Consider the following 19,358-nt stretch of genomic DNA (forward strand, 5'->3'; position numbering starts at 1 on the left):
TGCTAAAATGAAAGCTGAAGTTATTACTTAATTTACTATTAATAACATTATTTTATGAGTATGAATTTTTTTTTATGATACATAACTAATTTTTGCCAATACTCACTATTTTTTAGGTGATACAAGGAATTTTTATGAGTAGTCAAAAACAAAGTCCCATCATTACAGCAACTGTTGTCACCAAAGCTGGTGAATCATTGGTTGATGAGCAAAGCAATAGCACTGATGGTAGTACCTCATCAAAAGCAGACACTGAAGCAACCAGTCTTGATGATCTGATTGATAAAACAAATTCAGACTCAGTAAAGCCAAGTAAAGCAGATGCCATTATTGCCAAAGATAAAGCGGCCAAACAAAAAATTATTGAAGATAATCGCACTGCAGAAGAAAGAGTCGAAGATTTAGCTGAATCTTTAAAATCTAAAGAGAGCTCAAACACCTCTTCCTCATTAGAAGACAGCGGAAATGAGGAACAAGCCCAAAGTAAAGATAAAGAAGAAAACTCAACCCCAGAAGAAAAGGACAGTAACACCATGGCTGTAAACAACGAACAAACCCAATCAACCACAACCAGCAATGACAATAATGTACCTCGTCGTGTCGCCATTTTGGGTGCAAACCGTATCCCATTTGCTCGCTCTAATGGTAGCTATGCCAACGCCAGCAATACAGACATGCTAACCGCGGCATTAAACGGCTTGGTTGAGCGCTATGACCTACAAGGTGAACGTATTGGTGAAGTGGTCGCTGGTGCGGTGATTAAGCTAAGCCGTGATCTAAACTTGACTCGTGAATCTGTACTAAACACTGCCCTAGAACCACAAACACCTGCCTATGACATCGCCCAAGCATGCGGCACAGGTCTACAAGCAACCTTTGCAACAGCAAATAAAATCGCTTTGGGTATCATTGACTCAGCCATCGCTGGTGGTGTCGATACCACTTCTGATGCTCCCATCGCAGTGGGTGATGGTCTGCGTAAAGTCCTATTACAACTAGGTGCTGCAAAAAATAATAAACAACGCCTAAAAGCTCTGATGAAGCTAAATCCAAAAGACTTAATTGAAGCACCTCGTAATGGTGAGCCACGCACTGGGCTATCTATGGGTGACCATCAAGCCATCACTGCTTTAGAGTGGAACATCAGCCGTGAAGCACAAGATGAATTGGCAGTGAAAAGCCACCAAAACTTAGCTCGTGCTTATGAAGAAGGCTTCTTTGACGACCTAATGACCCCTTACAAAGGGCTAACTCGTGATAACAACTTACGCCCAGATTCAAATATAGAAAAACTTGCTTCACTCAAGCCTGTCTTTGGTAAAAAAGGTGCCAACCCAACCATGACTGCTGCCAACTCCACACCCCTAACTGATGGTGCATCTTGTGTTTTACTTGGCACTGATGAGTGGGCAGAAGCACATGGTCTAAAAGCCATGGCATATCTGGTACACCAAGAAACTTCTGCTGTTGACTTTATTGGCAAGCAAGGTGCAACAGAAGGGCTACTTATGGCACCTGCCTATGCTGTACCACGTATGCTAAAACGTGCGGGTCTGACACTACAAGACTTTGACTTTTATGAAATTCACGAAGCCTTTGCTTCACAAGTACTATCAACTCTAGCTGCATGGGAAGATGAAACTTTCTGTCAACAACGTCTTGGACTGGACGCACCACTAGGCGCTATTGACCGTAGCAAACTCAATGTAAATGGTTCATCTTTAGCAGCAGGGCATCCATTTGCCGCAACAGGTGGACGTATCCTAGCAACCGCAGCAAAACTACTTGACCAAAAAGGCTCAGGACGTGCATTGATTTCTATCTGTGCTGCTGGCGGTCAAGGTGTGACTTGTATCCTTGAAAAATAATGTCAAATTATTAAAGGTATCAAGTTCTCTTAAAGTCCTCCTTAGTTTCCTTAGCTACTAAGGAGGATTTTTTTATACCTATAGTCTATGGTCTATCTACTTTGACTATAATTTTGTCCATTACGCCTACTTTGGGCTATAAAGCCCATCAGAAAATAATACCAACAATGACCAACAAAAAACCCCTCTTTAATAAGAGGGATTTTTTTAATGTTAAAAGTTGTATGTTACCACTGCTAACCTAGCAGTCGTCCTACTTCACTCATCATCACAGATAAAGTTGCCAAATGTATCTGGCTACTGTCCATTTTTTGCATCTCTTGTGCCAATGCTGCTAACTGCTCACGATGACGGTTTTTCCAGTTTACCAATGCTTCTTGTGCATCTTTCTGCTCAAGCAATTGCATCAAGAACTGGCGTAAAATACGGTTGACCTCATTCACCAATGCATAACGCGCGCGACGATCCCAATAATCTTTTTGTGGCAATAAAGCAATATTTTGCGTTATCCAGTCCAGTTGCAAACTTTGATACGCTTCAAAATACAAACTTGCCACTTCCTCAACAGGACAATCATACTGCTGTGCCAACATTGCTGTATCTAACGCATCGACATGATAAGGTAACATCACAAATGCTTGTGCCATCTCAGCGCTTAGCCCTTTATTTGTCAGTGCGGTTAAGTCTTGTTGCAAGACATCAGCAAACTGCTGATTAATAAAGCCTTGTGACTTTGTTAAATGACTGACACTATCACGGAAGCGTGAAATCATATCCGCTACATTGAGGTGACTACCGAATGAGTTAATAAACCACACTGCCCCACGAGACAATACCTCACGAATACGAATCTCTAAAGACAATTGCATGTCTGCATCGACTGCCTCATATTCTGGTGCATCTAGTGCTTCCAATATCTGCCATGCAATATTAATATTAAACACATCACGGGCAATGGCATACGCACGAACAATCGTTGCTAGCGGTTGTCCTGTTTCTTCAAATAAACGGAATATCGACTCAATACCAAGACGATTTACCACACTATTGGTCAAATAAGTGCTGATAATTTCACGGTGTAAACGATGTTTGACCATCTCATCAAAGAACTGCCCTACCAACACTTGTGGGAAGTATTTACGCAGCTCATTGACGAAATATTCATCATCGGGCAAATCTGACTGCAATAATGCATCATAAACCCACATCTTGCCATATGCTAAAATCACTGCCATTTCAGGATTGGTTAAACCAATGCCAGCTTTTTGACGCGCTAAGATATCATCATCTGAAGGTAAAAACTCAATGGCTCTATCCAAACGTCCTTCATCTTCTAGATAGCTGATAAAGCGTTGATGGTCATTTAGGTTTTCTGCTGCCTGTGCGGCGGATAGCTCAATCGCCTGTGGCTGTAGGTAGTTTTGGCGCAATACCAGTTTGGCAACGGTGTCTGTCATACTCTCTAACAACTCATTACGCTGTTTTAGAGTCATATCGCCCTGCTCAACAACCTGCCCTAGCAATATCTTAATATTTACCTCATGGTCAGAGCAGTTCACCCCACCAGAGTTGTCAATCGCATCTGTATACAGGCGACCACCGGTACCATCAGCACCACCTGATAGCGCATATTCAATACGCCCTTGTTGTGTACAGCCAAGGTTACCACCTTCACCTATCACACGTGCACGCACTTGGTGACCATTAACTCGCACTGCATCATTGGCTCTATCACCCACCTCAGCATGGCTTTCTTCTTCACTTTTGATATACGTGCCGATACCACCATTCCAGATTAAATCAACAGGGGCTTTTAATAAAGCATGAATCAATTCATTTGGTGTCATAGTATCTTGGGTCAAATTAAAGGCTTGCTTCATCTCAGCACTAATTGCAATTGACTTATCTTGGCGAGAGAACACACCACCCCCTTGGCTAATCAAGGACGCATCATAATCTGCCCATGTTGAGCGAGGTAAGTTAAATAGACGCTGACGCTCAGCAAAAGATGCTTGCGTATCTGGATTAGGGTCAATAAAAATATGTAGATGGTTAAAGGCGGCTTGCAGTTTAATATGTTTAGATAGCAACATACCATTACCAAACACATCACCGCTCATATCACCAATACCAACAACCGTAAAATCATCTTTATTTTGAATATCCATACCAAGCATACGGAAGTGGCGTTTCACAGATTCCCATGCACCACGGGCAGTGATACCCATTGCTTTATGGTCATAGCCTACAGAGCCACCTGAAGCAAAGGCATCATCTAGCCAAAACTGATACTCTGCGGCAATACCATTGGCAATATCTGAGAATGAAGCCGTACCTTTATCAGCAGCCACAACCAGATAAGGGTCATCACCATCATGACGAACTGTATTTTCTGGTGATACAATTTTTCCATCAACGATATTATCCGTGATATCTAGCATACCGCGTAAAAATGTCTGATAGCAGGCAATACCTTCTTTTTGGAACGCCTCACGTCCATCTGCCATACTTTTGGTTTTGACAATAAAGCCACCTTTTGAGCCAACAGGAACAATGACCGCATTTTTAACCATTTGCGCTTTTACTAATCCTAAAACCTCCGTTCTAAAATCTTCCATACGGTCTGACCAACGCAAACCACCACGGGCAACTTTACCACCTCGTAAATGCACGGCTTCAACCCGTGGCGAATAAACGAATATCTCAAACATTGGTTTGGGTTTTGGTAAGTTGGGGATATCTTGTGCAGAAAACTTAAAGGATAAGCGGTCTTTTCGCTGTCCGTTAACATCACGCTGATAGAAGTTAGTGCGCAACATGGCATTAATTAAATCCAAATACCAACGCAAAATACGGTCTTCATCAAGGCTATTTACATTTTGCAATGCATCAATAATTTGTTGATGATAGCTATCTATTTTTTGTTGATGGCTATCCGTCATGACACCATAACTTGGATTCATACGTGCATCAAATAAATCAATCAACTGAACCGCAATGTCACTATATTTCACCAATGTCTGCTGAATATAACGTCTGGAAAACGGCGCTCTGGCTTGAAGCATATACCGAGACAACGCTCGCAACACCACCACTTCATGAGTATTAAGACTGGTCGTTAAAATCAACTCATTAAAATAATCACTTTCAACCTTACCATTCCAAATCTGCTCTAAACTCTCTTCAAACTGCTGACGCACCACCGCCATATCTACTGTATCCACACGCTTTAAAATCAGCGCATATTCTTGCATCCATAATGTACCAGATAGGCTTTGCTCTATATCAGCATTATCAGTATCAGATGTCTCAACGTCACCAAACTCATAAGTTTGTGCAGACACCACATCCACCCCAAATTTTTCTAAAATAGGCAATACTCGTGACAATACAGCAGGTGTGCCTCGTCCATACAGTTTTAAATTAAGCTGATTGCTTTGATTACCTGTAGACTGATATAAATGCCACAGCAATGATTTTTCCTGACTCAAGCTATCCAATCGCTTGATATCTAAAACGGCTGTACGCTCATCAAACTGCTCTTGGTAAGAAACAGGAATATGTGGTAAATACGCATGCAATAAACGGTAGGCCTGTGCTTCGCCAACATCACTTAACAGTGCTTTTTCAAAGCCTTCTTGCCAGCCTTGCATCACATGACCAAGTTGTGCCTCTAGCTCTGAAACATTGACAGATTTAATATGCCCTGGCTTTGTACGCACATGCACATGCACTCGGGCATGGTGTGACTCATCAAACTGAGTGGTAAATCCAGACGAAACACCACCAAATGCGTCTAGCAATACTTTCTGAACACGTATACGCAGTTTGGTATTAAACTTATCACGTGGGATATATACCAAACACGATACAAAACGCTGATAGTGGTCTATTCTTGTAAATAGACGTAAACGCTTACGGTCTTGCAAACTGGCAATACCCGATACCATCGGATACAACTCATCAATACTGCCTTGGAATAAGTCATCTCGAGGCAAAGTATTAATGATATGCAACATTTTATGGTATGCATGCCCATTTTTTGGTAAATCAGCACGTGCCAAGATTTGTTCTGTTTTCTCACGTAATAAAGGAATCTGATTAACTTCTAACTGATAAGCACGTGATGTTAATAACCCAATAAAACGGTACTCTCCAATAACATTGCCTTGCTCATCAAATTTTTGAATACCCAAAAAGTCCATATAAACAGAGCGATGTACGGGGGATATATGGCTAGATTTTGATAACAACAACACCTGTGGTACGGTTAGCAGTTGTTTTAGCTCATTAGGAAGTTGATGAAAGCTCTCTGAGCGTTTATTTTCAGCACCCTGACGCAACAGCCCCAAACCACTATCACCAACAGAATACAGCTCTAATTCATTATTTTGTGACTCTAAATGATATTCACGATATCCTAAGAAAATGAAATGATCTGCCAGTATCCAGTCCAAAAAGGTCTGCACAGCCTCCATACTATAAGGACTTTGTGCAATCTGTTTATTTTGCAACTCAGACTGAATCGTTTTTAGCTTATCTTGCATCTGCTTCCAGTCTGCTGAAATCGTGTCCAGTAAGGTTACTTTTTGCAATAACGGTGTACGAATCTTCTCCAAATCATCATCTTCTTGGCGATCAATCTCACAATGAATCAATGAAATATAGCGTGAATCACTATTATTAGTATGATGAATATCCTCGATATTGCCCTGTTCATCACGCTCAACTTGGATAATCGTATGAAACAATCGATGCACATTCAGATTTTGTGCTTCTAGGCTCAATAGTAGAGTATCTACCAAAAATGGACGGTCATATGCCACCATCTGTATCACACTATGCGATGTATAGAAATGATGCGTCTCCACAGTAGGATTAAACACACTAATTAAAGGACCTTGACCATCATAACGCTGAAGCAAACGGTAATGATGCAATGCCATACCTGCCAAATCTTCTTCAGAGATACGAGACTTATCATCATCCGATAAATTGTGATAATAAACACGGACAAACTGTCCAATCTTTTCCTTACCATCATTTACATAATGTTTAGCAATATCCGTAATGGGGGCTAGTTTATCGTTATTTATATGAGTTTCTGAGTTTTCAGTCATCATTGTTTTTCCTATTTATAAAAAATTATAAAAAAATAATGACACACATTATCTACTCAACATATGAACAGATAATGAATGTCATCCTGTTAGGGTCTGTTGAACATTCATCTTCATAGAAAAAATAGGAAAAATTTAGCCAATTTTTACATGAAAGTACAAATTAGCTGTATCCTTTATATATATTTAGCCTGACGGAATATTCAACAGAGTCTAAAATCTATTGACAGGTCATATCATCGCTGATATTCGTTGCTTAATCGCAACGGACATTTAGCGCATTTGTATCAATACACATTTTATTGCCATTTTGTAGATTACCTACCCATGCCTTACCTTCAATAAATACAAAAGTAGGCTTACCTTTATATAAATTATCTTCTTTATTTTCAGAGATATCTTGATGATTAAAGACAAATGGAATAACTAAATCGCCTGCCAAATTAACAAAGCCCCATTTATTCTCAATACGTACACCAGCCAGCCCTTCAGAAAAAGGACGGGCTTCATCGAAGGAAAAAGTAATCATAGGCACACCTCGGCTATCAACATACCCCCATTTACCATCACGCTTAGCAGATTGCCAAACTGCCCTATCATAAACAATCTCTGCCATGGTTTCAGGTTGTGACATGGCTATTCGTGGGGATTGAGATAAATTCTGGGCTTGGGCTTGGGCTTGGGCTTGGGCTTGGGCTTGGGCTTGGGCTTGGGCTTGGGCTTGGGCTTGGGCTGATGAGGATAGCAAAGTACCCGAGGCTGTTGCTGAGCCAGAACGACTGGTAATTGTCGAGCCTGTCATTGTTGAGCTTGATGATGGATTGACCGTTGTCACTCTAATTTGGGTATTGATAGTCGTTGCAGGTATCTGATTAGCAATTGCCTCAGTTGTTACTTCTGAGCTTGCTTCTGTAGAAGAATTTGGAGAAGAATTATGAGTTGTCGTTGCGGTTAATACTGGTGCTGGTATTGGCGCTGGAGTTGGTATTGGCATAGGTGGTATCACAGGTGCATTTGGATTGCCTGTGGCTTGTCCGTGGATATCAATCCAAGCTGTCGTACCATTTTTACGGACTTGCGCCACACCTTGATTAAAATCATTAATATGCTGATAGGCAGATGAAAACGGCACAATCACCTGATTACGAGTATTAATCACCCCATACTGACCATTTTTTTTGACAACAATACGCTCATTACTAACGGCTCTTGCCCAGCCTCTACGCATATCACCCTGCAAAATATCATAAATTGCAGGTATGACTTCCCTACCCTGCATATTGACATAACCCAGCTTACCAGCACGCTGAACGGGCAATAAACCTGAGCGCAGTTTGCTGACATCAACTTGCGTATAACGTGACAAGTCCACGACTTTTTCACCACTACGATTGAGTAAGCCAACAGGTGCGCCAGAATCTCTTACAGCTAAAAAATAACGACTACTTGCTGTACAAGAAACATGCTTATAATAGCTTTTAGGAATTTGACAAGCATATGATGACAGCCCTACTGTTAATCCCATACTCAGCACACCAAGCTGGCAACATTTACGCACCAGTGCATAAATCTGTGCATAAGTGTGACATCCTAATGATTGCCCTACAAATAAAGCAAGATTTTGTGACTGAGGATAAGGCGTATCTTTACCTTCTTTTACTAAAGACTGTAAGGGATGTTTTGTTTTCATTACTTGTCTCATATCCATATATTAACAATTCTTTTAGTCGTTCTTTAAAGATAGCGAGATAATCAGTTTTATTCAATGCTAAAACGGGTAAATAGTAGATTTAAAACAATCGCAACCAACGTTGCTGTTCCAATACCGCCTAAATCAAACCCTGCAATATTTAAGCTAAAGTTACCTGCCCCCATAATAACCGTCACTGCACCAATAATTAGATTACTATTTTTACGAAAATCAATCTGATTATCTATCCATATCTTAATACCAGCAATGGTTATCAGACCAAAAACCACAATAGATGCGCCACCGAGCAATGCAGGTGGAATACTTTGAATCAATGCTCCAAACTTTGGCGATAAACCCAATAAAATCGCCACCACACCAGCCAATGCAAAAATGGTGGTGCTATAAACTTTGGTAACTGCCATCACACCGATATTTTCTGCATATGTGGTCACTCCCGTTCCACCAACGCCAGCAGACAGCGCTGTTGCCACACCATCTGCAAAAAATGCTCGTCCTACATAAGGCGTTACTCGGGTTTGGGTCATGCCTTCAACCGCTTTAAAATGACCTAAGTTTTCTGCAACTAAGATAAAGGCGATGGGTATCATTGCAATCATCGCACTCAAATGAAAGCTAGGCTGATGCAAGGTTGGTAAACCAAACCATGATGCCTCTTGCACACCTTTAAAATCAATCGGTGTGCCATAACCCAATACATTGGTTAGTAAAAAATAAATCACATAAGCCATGACTAAGCCAATTAACAATAATAAGCGTCTAATCATACCTTTGGTAAATACTGCCACTGAGCCAATACTGATGATGGTCAGCAATGCCATCCAAATATCAAAGTTACTGTTGGAAATCCCCTGCACAGTGACTGGAGCAAGGTTTAAACCAATAATCATCACAATTGCCCCCGTCACTATCGGTGGCATTAACGATTCTATCCAGCGTGTTCCTACAGCCATAACCGCTAGACCAATCAAAGCATAAAAAATACCACAGGCAATGATGCCACCTAGTGCCACATCCAAATTGGTATTAAACCCTGTACCAGCATAGGCTGTCACCGCAATCACTGGACCAATAAATGCAAAACTTGACCCCAAATAACTGGGCATCCGTCCGCCTGTGATACAAAAGAATAAAATCGTACAAATACCTGACATCAAAATAGCCAGATTGGCATCAAAGCCCATCAATAAAGGTGCAAGAACCGTTGCACCAAACATCGCAAAAGTATGCTGAATCGCTAATAAAATACTCTTGCCAGCAGGTAAATATTCATAAATATTAACAGGCGGTGCATCAACGGCATCTAAGCTGGCATGATATGGCTTCCAATTTGGAAACCAGCCTGAGCCTTCGATATCTTGTAATGCTGTTTCAGAAGTTGGTTGTGAATGAGACTCAGTAGAGGATGAAGAGGTATTTTGAGAGTGAGCCATTGCAGTGATATTTCCTATGCTAACTTATTTTTAGACGCTTAACACTTAAAACACTTAACTAACTGCATCCTATAAATGCAGTTAGTTAATAGGGTGCATACTAATAGGTTTATATCCGTTTTGCGAGTCTATTACTTAAATTCCTTTAAAAAAATACTCAAACGTACACAGTACATCTGCATGAAAATCCCCAGAAAGAAAAAAATTTTGTTAACATACTGACGCTAACACCTTAAAATTAGGTGGATTTTATATACTTTTATACACATTCAACTTGATAGCCAGTCAGTACATCCAAACTTGGCAACAAATGAGTCAACATAGCAACATAGGTATAACAAGGAAAATTTATGAGTCAACAAGCCAACCCTTCACATAGCCAAGACCCGAAACACAATCCAACCACAGCAGACAATATAAAATCTGACAGTATAAAAACAGATGATGCTGACCCAATTACAACCTTTGACCCAATTGCCCGTGATGAATTATTAGACAACGAAAAAGATTTACCTTTATTAGCTGAAACCAAACTTTTAAGTGATGCGTTGATTCGGGTGATTCAGTCACAAACCTCACCATTAGTCACTCAAACTATTGATGAGTTGCTTGCAGGGGCAAATCCACAAGACACCATTAATAATGTCTTACCCAAACTGGATAATCGCCAAACAGAAAACCTCATTCGTGCATGCAGTTTGTTTGCACAGATGTTTAATATTGCTGAAGACCGCCACCATAAGCGCCGTCGCCTTGCCCATGAGCAAGATGCTAAGCCTTCACGCTCTAGCTTTAAATCTGTTTTACAGCAGATTGAGTCACAAGATGTGACAGCCGAAGAATTGCAGACTTATTTGGATAAAACCACCATTGGTGCAGTATTAACGGCGCATCCAACCGAGGTTCAACGGCAAAGTATTCTTAACTTTCACCGCCGTATCCGAGAAATCCTCAATGATTACACCCATCAAAGTGGCTACCAACAACAGTTGCTAGAAAGTGACATTGAAACCGTTTTATTAGCCTTATGGCAGACCAATGAAACCCGCCATTTTAAAATCACGGTCAATGATGAGATTATCAATGGTGTCGGCTATTTTGATTTAAGTTTCTTTCAAGCCCTCCCCGCTTTATACCGCAAACTTGCAAGCCAACTTGATGAAATTTATCCCAACACACATTTACCAAACTTAATTCACATCGGCAATTGGATTGGTGGTGACCGAGATGGTAACCCTTTTGTTTCAGCAGAAACCTTGCATCATGCGTTTAGAAAGCAAGCCTCTGCGGTTTTCTATTTTTACCGAGACCAGCTTGGACTGCTGTATGAAGCATTGCCATTATCTATCCGCCGAGTCAATATAAATGACGATGTTTTAGCGATGGCAGAGCTATCCCCAGATACGGACATCTCACGTAGTGAAGAGCCATACCGCCGAGCTTTAGCCTTGCTATCTGCACGTATTGTCGCAACCAGTCATAAGTTTGGCTTAAATTATGGTTGCCGTTTTGGAGTAGCTGAGCCATATGATACGGCTGAGCAATTTTTAACCGACCTAAAAACCATTCAAAAATCATTATTAGACAATGGCAGTCCCAAACTGGCACAAGGGCGATTGGAAGATTTAATTCGTAGCGTTAGTCTATTTGGCTTTTACCTGATGCCTATTGACCTGCGTCAGCATGCAGGACGTCATGCAGACTGTGTCCATGACTTATTTAAGCATGCTGATTTAGAAGACTATCTATCTTTAAGTGAAAAAGCCCGCCAACGTGTGCTACTACGTGAGCTTGCAACCCCCAGACCACTATATACCCCTTATGTCACTTACGAAGAGCAAACCCAAAAAGAGCTGGCAATATTTGAAGCCACAGCCACTATCAAAAATAGCTATGGTGAAACTGCCATTACCCAAAGCATTATCTCAAACTGTGAAAACCTCAGTGACATATTGGCCCTTGCCCTATTAATGAAAGAGACAGGTTTACTTACCATTGAGCAGGGTCGCCCCATTAGTCGTCTGAATATTGTGCCATTATTTGAAACCATCACCGCACTAGAAAACTGTGTTGGTATCATGGATGAACTCTTTAGCAATCCTTGGTATCAGCAAGTCTTACAAAGCCGTGATATGCTTCAAGAAATCATGCTGGGCTACTCAGACTCAAACAAAGATGGAGGCTACATCACCAGTCAATGGTCACTGTATCAGGCAGAGCAAAAGCTGGTCGATGTGTTTGGCAAACACAATGTCAGACTACGCCTATTCCACGGGCGTGGCGGGAGTGTTGGACGAGGTGGCGGACCGTCATTTGAGGCCATTTTGGCTCAGCCTGCCAACTCAGTAGCAGGACAGATTCGTATCACTGAGCAAGGGGAAGTCATCACCGCAAAATATGCAGATGCCAGTAATGCAGAGCGCAACCTTGAAGCACTCGTATCGGCGACACTCAAGGCGACCTTACTACCAAATGCGACCATGACCCCTGACCACAACCTGTTAGAAAAGCTATCTAATACTGCCTTTGAGCATTATCGTGCATTGATTACACACCCATATTTTATTGACTACTTCTTACAAACCAGCCCGATTACAGAAATTGCCAGCTTAAACATTGGCTCTCGCCCAGCCAGCCGTAAAACACTGGCACGTATTCAAGATTTACGAGCCATTCCATGGGTGTTCTCATGGATGCAAAATCGACTGATGCTTCCAGCTTGGTATGGTTTTGGAACAGCAGTGACCACACTACTGGCAGAAAACCCAGATAACCTTGCTACCTTACAAGAACACGCCAAGCACAGCGCCTTTATGCAATCCATGCTTTCTAATATGGAGCAAGTGATGGCAAAAACAGACATTGATATTGCCAAAAGCTATGTCTCTTTAGCCAATGACCCAGAGAAAGCAGAAGAAATTTTTGCCCTAATATTGGCAGAGTATCACCGAAGCCAAGAAGCACTATTACAAATTACAGGACAGCAAACCTTACTGTCTGGTAATCGTCCACTTGCACGCTCACTGGCATTGCGCTTGCCTTATTTAAATGCGTTAAACTGGTTACAGGTTGCCCTATTAAAACAACGTCGTGGCAATACACCCGTACTTAAAGACGAAAATATAGATGATGCCCGACTACTTCAACTGACCCACCTCACCATTAATGGTGTGGCACAAGGGTTAAGAAATACAGGTTAACTCAGTTATTGGGTTTGGAAGGCTCTCAAGGTTAATAACATAAAAAGTTATTAGCCTTGATATATAGGGTCTGTTGAAATTTCACCATGTTAGGCTAATACCTACAAGGGATACAGCTACTTTTTACTTTTATGTAAAAATTGGCTAAATTTTCCTATAAAGATAAATATTCAACAGACCCCACTTTCTATTGGCTATCTTTAACTTTTCATCATACCAACATTGGCTCTTCTGGCATGTCTTCTTCTGCAACCATACTCCAGCGAGGGAAAGGGTCAGCGATGTTTTGATACTGTTTCGTATTTTCTAGATAATCATACGCCAAGCAACTATCTAACTGCTTACAAATACCTTGCTCGTCCATTTCATCAGCAAAGCCAATAAAAACTAACTCTTGACGGCGGTCACCAAACTCATCACTCCATTTTTGTTGCATCATTTGCACAAAGCCATCACCAGCAGGCCAGCTTTGTTTATCCATGGCTGCCCACCACAAACCAATGCCCTGATGTTTGGCAACCGCACCTGCAATTGAGAACTCACCCACATAATCAGGACGGCTGGCTAACCAAAAAAAACCTTTGGCACGCAGCACACCCGGTAATGGTTGCTGAAAAAATTGATAGATTTTAGATGGTATAAAAGGGTGTCGGGCGCGATAAACAAAGCTGGTAATACCATACTCTTCGGTCTCTGGTGTATGCTCTTGAAAGTTATAAAGCTCTTGCGCCCATAGCGGGTGTAGCTCAGCCTCAGCAAAATTAAATAGACCCGTATTTATAATCTCATTTAAATCTATCTTGGCATGATTGGTCTCAATCACTTTAGCAACGCCATTTAGGCTTTTAACGATGGCACGTACCGTTTCTAACTCATCGGCACTGATTAAATCGGTCTTATTAAGGATAATAACGTTAGCAAACTCAATTTGCTCAACCAATAAATCAACTAAAGTTCGATTATCATCTTCACCTGCGTATTCTTCGTTATTGCGTAAAAACTCAATTGAGCTGTAATTTTTGATTAAATTGGCACTGTCCACTACCGTCACCATCGTATCCAGATGAGCCACGTCAGATAAGCTTTGCCCTTGCTCATCTCGAAAATCAAAGGTGGCTGCCACTGGCAAAGGCTCTGAAATACCCGTACTTTCAATCAATAAATAATCAAATTTATCCGCACTGGCAAGCTGGCGTACTTGAATAAGCAAATCTTCACGTAAGGTACAGCAAATACAGCCATTGCTCATCTCAACAAGTTTTTCTTCGCTTTGTGACAAAGAGCTACCGCCTCGCTCTACCAAATTGGCATCTATATTAAGCTCACTCATATCGTTGACGATAACAGCAACTTTTAAGCCTTCTTTATTGTGCAAAATATGATTAAGCAATGTGGTTTTTCCCGCCCCTAAAAAGCCTGATAAAACGGTCACTGGCAATTTTTTATGGACTGGCTGGGTTGACTGAAGAACTGGTTGGCTAACTGGATTAACGGACTGAGTAGCTGGCTGATTGGACTGATTAGATTGTAACATGGTGTCCCTCCTGTTTTATTCCATGATTTGGCTAGCTATTGCATACTTTAGCATAGTTATTATGTTATAACATAACATTTTTTATTTATTTTTTAGCAATATCATTACTTTATAACAGGTGAGTATCGTTTTAGACTGATATATCTAAGATTCTAAGTTAACTTAGAACCTATTTTTACCACCCACAATAGTGACTTTTTTATACCAATATAGAGGACTTGTATTTGCTACTTTATCTAAATCCAACGTAATAATAACCAATCCCATAAGTGTTTTAAAAAGCTTGGGTAGTCATCGTGTGGACGCATTGCTTCTATGATGTCTATAATCCATGCCAATAATGATAGTGATGCTATGGGTACAATAAACATCATAACTGCCATTTCAACCTTTACTAATAAACCACTTAATACAACCCAAAAGTTAAGATTTTAAGTAAGCCTTCTAATAGACTTGGATAATCACCACCTTTAACGTTACCCAACATGTCAATATAAAATGCTGAGAAGATAAGCATGGCAATGGTTGATATAAATAATATGATTGTAAAGGTTATTTTATATCGTAGGGAGGGTTTTGCTTCTAGATTGCCTTCTGGTAGGTGTTTGTTTAAGTCATGGGGGTCATTAGGGTCAATCTGACATTCTGCTTCAATCTTTGCACTAAAGTGTGGGGTGATACTGGTATTAATGGATATTAGTCGTCCTATATATCTTGCCCATAGTAATGGGGTCATTGCTAAAAGTGATATATCAGGGTTAAAAGATGTTTTAGGATATTCCATATTTTTATATGTGTCATGTCCACTTAAGATGACTCTTTGAAATGAGATAAAGGGGGTTTCTCGTTGTTGGTGCACTGGATGAATATAACGAATGGCTTTTTTTACTTCTATCAGTTGTTCTTCACTTTCTGATTCCATATATCGACGTACAAATTCAAAGTGTTGTTTGAGTTGAGTGCCTCCTAAGATTTCTTTTGCGGTGATATCACTCACAAAGGGAAAGGCAAACATCTTTTCTACGGTTACGCCATCCTTTGTTACTGTGAATGCTTTGATATCTGCCCCGTCATGAGCAGGTTTGCTGGTAGACATGTAAAACTTAAGTTCGTCCCAGTTAAATTCCTCAACTTTACGATTGGCTTGCCTGACATAGACTTTGCGTGTCTTACGGTTAAAACGTATGGGAAAGTAGGTGTATGTAAAGATTTCTGTGAAGAGTGTTTTAATAAGTATCAATATAATAGCTATAACCAGTAAAATGACTCCACCTATCACAATTCCCATTACTGAGTCATTTTTTTCAAAGGTTAAAATTAGTATTAAGTGCAGATAGTATAAGCAAAAACTACATACCCCCAAGAATAATATCATCCAAGCAGTCAGGTCGCCTTTTATTCTATCATGTCGTCCTGTTAACTCCATATAGGTAGAGTTAAATTGTACAACGGTACGTTGGGGTAGAAGCTCTGTTATTTCAGGATAACCCTCTTCGGCGTCTAGCCATGTAAAGTCGTCTCCACCTTTGCAGGTATGGATGTCTATATAACCTAGGTTTTTTCCTATTTGTTTGCCTACTTCGACATATCCTATTTTTGCAATCGGATGCCGACCATTTATATGTATCATTTTAGTTGTCCTTTAGGTCAATATCTTCACCTACAATTACTCTTTTATATTGCTTCAGTTCCTGTTAAGAGCATCTCCCCACCCTAGCTATATTTATACAGATAAGATTAAATATATTTAATATATTATTTAAATTATTATTGAACCTATCTAAGCAATCACCAGCATAACGTATAATATTGAGCCTATAAACCAGATAAGATTAATGGCTATACCTGTGTACCATCTGTTTTTGACGCTTTGGTTTTGATTAGCAAAGGCTAATTGTCGCTCGGGGGTTACTGGGATGATGTTATAGGGGTTGTTTTCTCCATTCCATTGTAGTTTGTTCTTGATGTCGGGGTGTAAGGCTGGGTTTTTACTGCTTTGGTAGATGTTGCCTTCGGCTAGGTCTAGGTAGCCTACTAAACAGGTTCTCAACCAGCCTGTTAAGTGTACGGCATGAGTAGCAGTGGTGTAGCCTAGTCCTTTGGATATTTGTGCGATATCTGCACAGGCAAATAAGGATTGGCTCATGTCAGTGGGACAGGCTTGGGTATATTCTGGGTTTAGGGGTAGTTCGTTAGCTGGTCTTTCCATGTAGGTACGGATAAATGCCCATTGGTCATATGGGTTTAGTTTATCGTCATTAAACATAATTGAGTGAATGAGCTCATTTGTTGTTTTATCAATAATATGCAGGTTTAGTGATTGAAGTTGGGTGCCTTCACTACCTCTGACTGAGGCTATGATATCCTTATAATTGATGATGTGAAATATAGGAGCTTGCTTACGCTTATGTTCATAGTAGGCAATTTGTTGGGTGCTTTTAAGTAGTAATATTTTGTAGTATCGGGAATGCTTTACTTTCAGTTGTTTAAGGGTTTTATAGGGTGCAAAACCTAGTAATATAACTAATATAAACCAAACAAGTAAAGCTAGAAAGTATAGGTAATCTATACCTTCATTAAAAGTAATCTTATAGAATATTACTAAAAAAATAAACAGATTTTGTCCAAATAACCAAGCTGAACAATAAGAAGCTAAGAAACATACTAATTGGAAAGAGGTAATTGAGGGATGGAATAACAAGTAATCTGGATTTATCTCATGAGTCAATGCACTCAGTCTATTAATACTGTGCTCTTTCTCTTTAAAGTTAGCAATCTCTCCTTCATAAGAGCGACCAATTATTTTTCCTACAGGCAGTTGTTGAGGGGCTGGTAATATCATAGTTGTACTCAATGGGTAAAAAGCGTTTGATAGTATGCTCTAAGCAATCACCAGCATAACGTATAATATTGAGCCTATAAACCAGATAAGGTTAATGGCTATACCTGTGTACCATCTGTTTTTGACACTTTGGTTTTGGTTGGCAAAGGCTAATTGTCGCTCGGCAGTTACTGGGATGATGTTATAGGGGTTGTTTTCTCCATTCCATTGTAGTTTGTTCTTGATGTCAGGGTGTAAGGCTGGGTTTTTACTACTTTGGTAGATGTTGCCTTCGGCTAGGTCTAGGTAACTGATAAAGCAGATACGTAGCCAACTTAATAGGCTAAATTCATGTCTTACTCCTGTAAGTCCTTTGTCTCTTTTTTCTTGTACTAAGTCAGCACAGGCAAATAAAGATTGGCTGATGTCTGTTGGGCATGGGTGGGCATATCTTGGGTCTAGGGGTAGTTCGTCGGCTGGTCTTTCCATATAAGTACGGATAAATGTCCATTGGTCATGCGGGTTTAACTCCATGTCTTCTAGGTTGATGTTTTGGATGATTTGTTGGGTGTCGGGGTCTATAACATGCAGATTTAGGGCTTCAAAGACGATATGTTGTGGTCAAGTTTTTTTAGACACTGGTTAAGAGGTTTTAGTTAAAAAATAGTCTCTCTTTTTCAGCAGGGGTTAGATTATCGTTATGTTGATGAGGACGAACGTTACGATAATAACCCCAAATGTAGTCCGTTATATCCTTTGTTGCTTCAGCCTGACTTGCATAGCCATACTTTGGCATCCACTCTGTCTTAAAGCTTCTAAAGAACCTTTCGGTAGGTGCGTTGTCCCAGCAGTTGCCTTTTCTAGACATACTGTGTGTCATCTCTTCACACCCTGCAACAGCATCAGCAAAATACTTGCTCGTATAATGGCTACCTTGATCAGAATGAAACAGCACACCTTTGGGCTGTAAACGTGACTCATATGCCATCATCAACGCCTTACTGGTCAACTCACTATCAGGTGAGTTAGATACTGAGAATCCAATAATATTGCGTGCATACAGATCAATAACGACTGCTAGATAGCACCATCCGCCTTTGATACGAATATAAGTGACATCACCTGTCCAGACTTGATTTGGTGTTATGGGAGTAAAGTCTCTGTTCAATACGTTGTCATATGTTTTGTGTGCTTGATCTTGCTGTTTGTAGCTATGTTTCCTTTGTTTACTGACCAATCCCATGCCTTTCATGAGCTTACCCGCTTTGTATCGAGTCAGTTTGATACCATGTTGCCCAGTGATGATACTACTGATGGTTCTAGACCCTGCTGAGCCTCTAGAGTCATTAAAAACCTGCCGTATCAGTACTTTGAGCTTGACCAGTTCACAGTCTATGGGTATAGGTTTGATACGCCAGTAATAGCTACTACGTACGATGCCAAATAGCTCACATAGCTTAGCTTTGCTGATAGCTTCACCTTCTGGTTGCTCTGCTAGGTTTTTGATTATCTGTATACGTTCAGACTGTCCCCAGCTAGCAGAGCCGATGCCTTTTTTAAGATATCTCTCTCTAACTTAAGCTGTTTGATCTCTTTACGTAGTCTTTGTATTTCTAGCTGTTCGTCTGTGAGGGCTTTGCCTGTTTCTGGGGTAATGCCTTGTTGTTCTTT

Annotated in this window: 11 protein-coding genes; 2 read left to right on the forward strand and 9 right to left on the reverse strand. The window is 40.5% G+C overall.

Translation table 11 applies throughout. The features are described from left to right. Window positions 1-134: 134 nt before the first annotated feature. Window positions 135-1,868: an acetyl-CoA C-acetyltransferase gene (locus FHK88_RS02995; protein WP_227429308.1), complete on the forward strand. Its 1,734-nt coding sequence runs from the start codon at window positions 135-137 to the stop codon at window positions 1,866-1,868. A 236-nt stretch (window positions 1,869-2,104) separates the two neighbouring features. Here the strand turns inward: FHK88_RS02995 and FHK88_RS03000 are convergent, their stop codons facing one another. The 3 genes from FHK88_RS03000 to FHK88_RS03010 all read right to left on the reverse strand — a co-directional run bounded on the left by FHK88_RS03000 (window position 2,105) and on the right by FHK88_RS03010 (window position 10,132). Next, on the reverse strand, window positions 2,105-6,991 hold the full coding sequence (locus tag FHK88_RS03000) for an NAD-glutamate dehydrogenase (protein ID WP_227429309.1): 4,887 nt from the start codon (window positions 6,989-6,991) through the stop codon (window positions 2,105-2,107). A 253-nt stretch (window positions 6,992-7,244) separates the two neighbouring features. Beyond that, window positions 7,245-8,678 carry a WG repeat-containing protein gene (locus tag FHK88_RS03005; protein WP_227429310.1) on the reverse strand — a complete coding sequence of 478 codons (1,434 nt, stop codon included), beginning with the start codon at window positions 8,676-8,678 and terminating at the stop codon, window positions 7,245-7,247. Window positions 8,679-8,746: 68 nt separating this feature from the next. Then, complete coding sequence (locus tag FHK88_RS03010; protein ID WP_227429311.1) at window positions 8,747-10,132, reverse strand: solute carrier family 23 protein; 1,386 nt, start codon at window positions 10,130-10,132, stop codon at window positions 8,747-8,749. A gap of 350 nt (window positions 10,133-10,482) precedes the next feature. Between FHK88_RS03010 and ppc the strand changes: the two genes are divergently transcribed. Next, window positions 10,483-13,332 (forward strand): phosphoenolpyruvate carboxylase, encoded by a 2,850-nt coding sequence (gene ppc, locus FHK88_RS03015; RefSeq protein WP_227429312.1) that lies wholly within the window; start codon window positions 10,483-10,485, stop codon window positions 13,330-13,332. Between the two features lie 211 nt (window positions 13,333-13,543). On the opposite strand, the gene FHK88_RS03020 is transcribed toward ppc, so the two are convergent. The 6 genes from FHK88_RS03020 to FHK88_RS03045 form a co-directional block, all read right to left on the reverse strand. Next, entirely contained in the window at window positions 13,544-14,866 is a 1,323-nt protein-coding gene (locus tag FHK88_RS03020; RefSeq protein ID WP_227429313.1) for a GTP-binding protein, read from the reverse strand. A 236-nt stretch (window positions 14,867-15,102) separates the two neighbouring features. Then, on the reverse strand, window positions 15,103-15,249 hold the full coding sequence (locus tag FHK88_RS03025) for a hypothetical protein (protein WP_227429314.1): 147 nt from the start codon (window positions 15,247-15,249) through the stop codon (window positions 15,103-15,105). A 23-nt stretch (window positions 15,250-15,272) separates the two neighbouring features. Next, window positions 15,273-16,496, reverse strand: a complete 1,224-nt coding sequence (locus tag FHK88_RS03030) for a DUF6708 domain-containing protein (protein WP_227429315.1) — start codon at window positions 16,494-16,496, stop codon at window positions 15,273-15,275. 150 nt (window positions 16,497-16,646) lie between these two features. Then, window positions 16,647-17,708: a DUF6708 domain-containing protein gene (locus FHK88_RS03035; protein ID WP_227429316.1), complete on the reverse strand. Its 1,062-nt coding sequence runs from the start codon at window positions 17,706-17,708 to the stop codon at window positions 16,647-16,649. Between the two features lie 39 nt (window positions 17,709-17,747). Continuing rightward, window positions 17,748-18,221 carry a hypothetical protein gene (locus tag FHK88_RS03040; RefSeq protein ID WP_227429317.1) on the reverse strand — a complete coding sequence of 158 codons (474 nt, stop codon included), beginning with the start codon at window positions 18,219-18,221 and terminating at the stop codon, window positions 17,748-17,750. 118 nt (window positions 18,222-18,339) lie between these two features. Next, on the reverse strand, window positions 18,340-19,236 hold the full coding sequence (locus FHK88_RS03045; RefSeq protein WP_227429320.1) for an IS3 family transposase: 897 nt from the start codon (window positions 19,234-19,236) through the stop codon (window positions 18,340-18,342). Window positions 19,237-19,358 lie beyond the last annotated feature (122 nt).

Source organism: Psychrobacter sp. I-STPA6b (assembly GCF_020662265.1).
Taxonomy (GTDB): Bacteria; Pseudomonadota; Gammaproteobacteria; order Pseudomonadales; family Moraxellaceae; genus Psychrobacter.

What these genes read in the sequence shown, in the direction of transcription:
- FHK88_RS02995 (WP_227429308.1), top strand. Translation starts at nt 135, where the DNA reads ATGAGTAGTCAAAAACAAAGTCCCATCATTACAGCAACTGTTGTCACC.
- FHK88_RS03025 (WP_227429314.1), bottom strand. Translation starts at nt 15,249, where the DNA reads ATGGCAGTTATGATGTTTATTGTACCCATAGCATCACTATCATTATTG.
- FHK88_RS03030 (WP_227429315.1), bottom strand. Translation starts at nt 16,496, where the DNA reads ATGATACATATAAATGGTCGGCATCCGATTGCAAAAATAGGATATGTC.
- FHK88_RS03040 (WP_227429317.1), bottom strand. Translation starts at nt 18,221, where the DNA reads ATGGAGTTAAACCCGCATGACCAATGGACATTTATCCGTACTTATATG.
- FHK88_RS03010 (WP_227429311.1), bottom strand. Translation starts at nt 10,132, where the DNA reads ATGGCTCACTCTCAAAATACCTCTTCATCCTCTACTGAGTCTCATTCA.
- FHK88_RS03035 (WP_227429316.1), bottom strand. Translation starts at nt 17,708, where the DNA reads ATGATATTACCAGCCCCTCAACAACTGCCTGTAGGAAAAATAATTGGT.
- ppc (WP_227429312.1), top strand. Translation starts at nt 10,483, where the DNA reads ATGAGTCAACAAGCCAACCCTTCACATAGCCAAGACCCGAAACACAAT.
- FHK88_RS03020 (WP_227429313.1), bottom strand. Translation starts at nt 14,866, where the DNA reads ATGTTACAATCTAATCAGTCCAATCAGCCAGCTACTCAGTCCGTTAAT.
- FHK88_RS03000 (WP_227429309.1), bottom strand. Translation starts at nt 6,991, where the DNA reads ATGATGACTGAAAACTCAGAAACTCATATAAATAACGATAAACTAGCC.
- FHK88_RS03005 (WP_227429310.1), bottom strand. Translation starts at nt 8,678, where the DNA reads ATGAAAACAAAACATCCCTTACAGTCTTTAGTAAAAGAAGGTAAAGAT.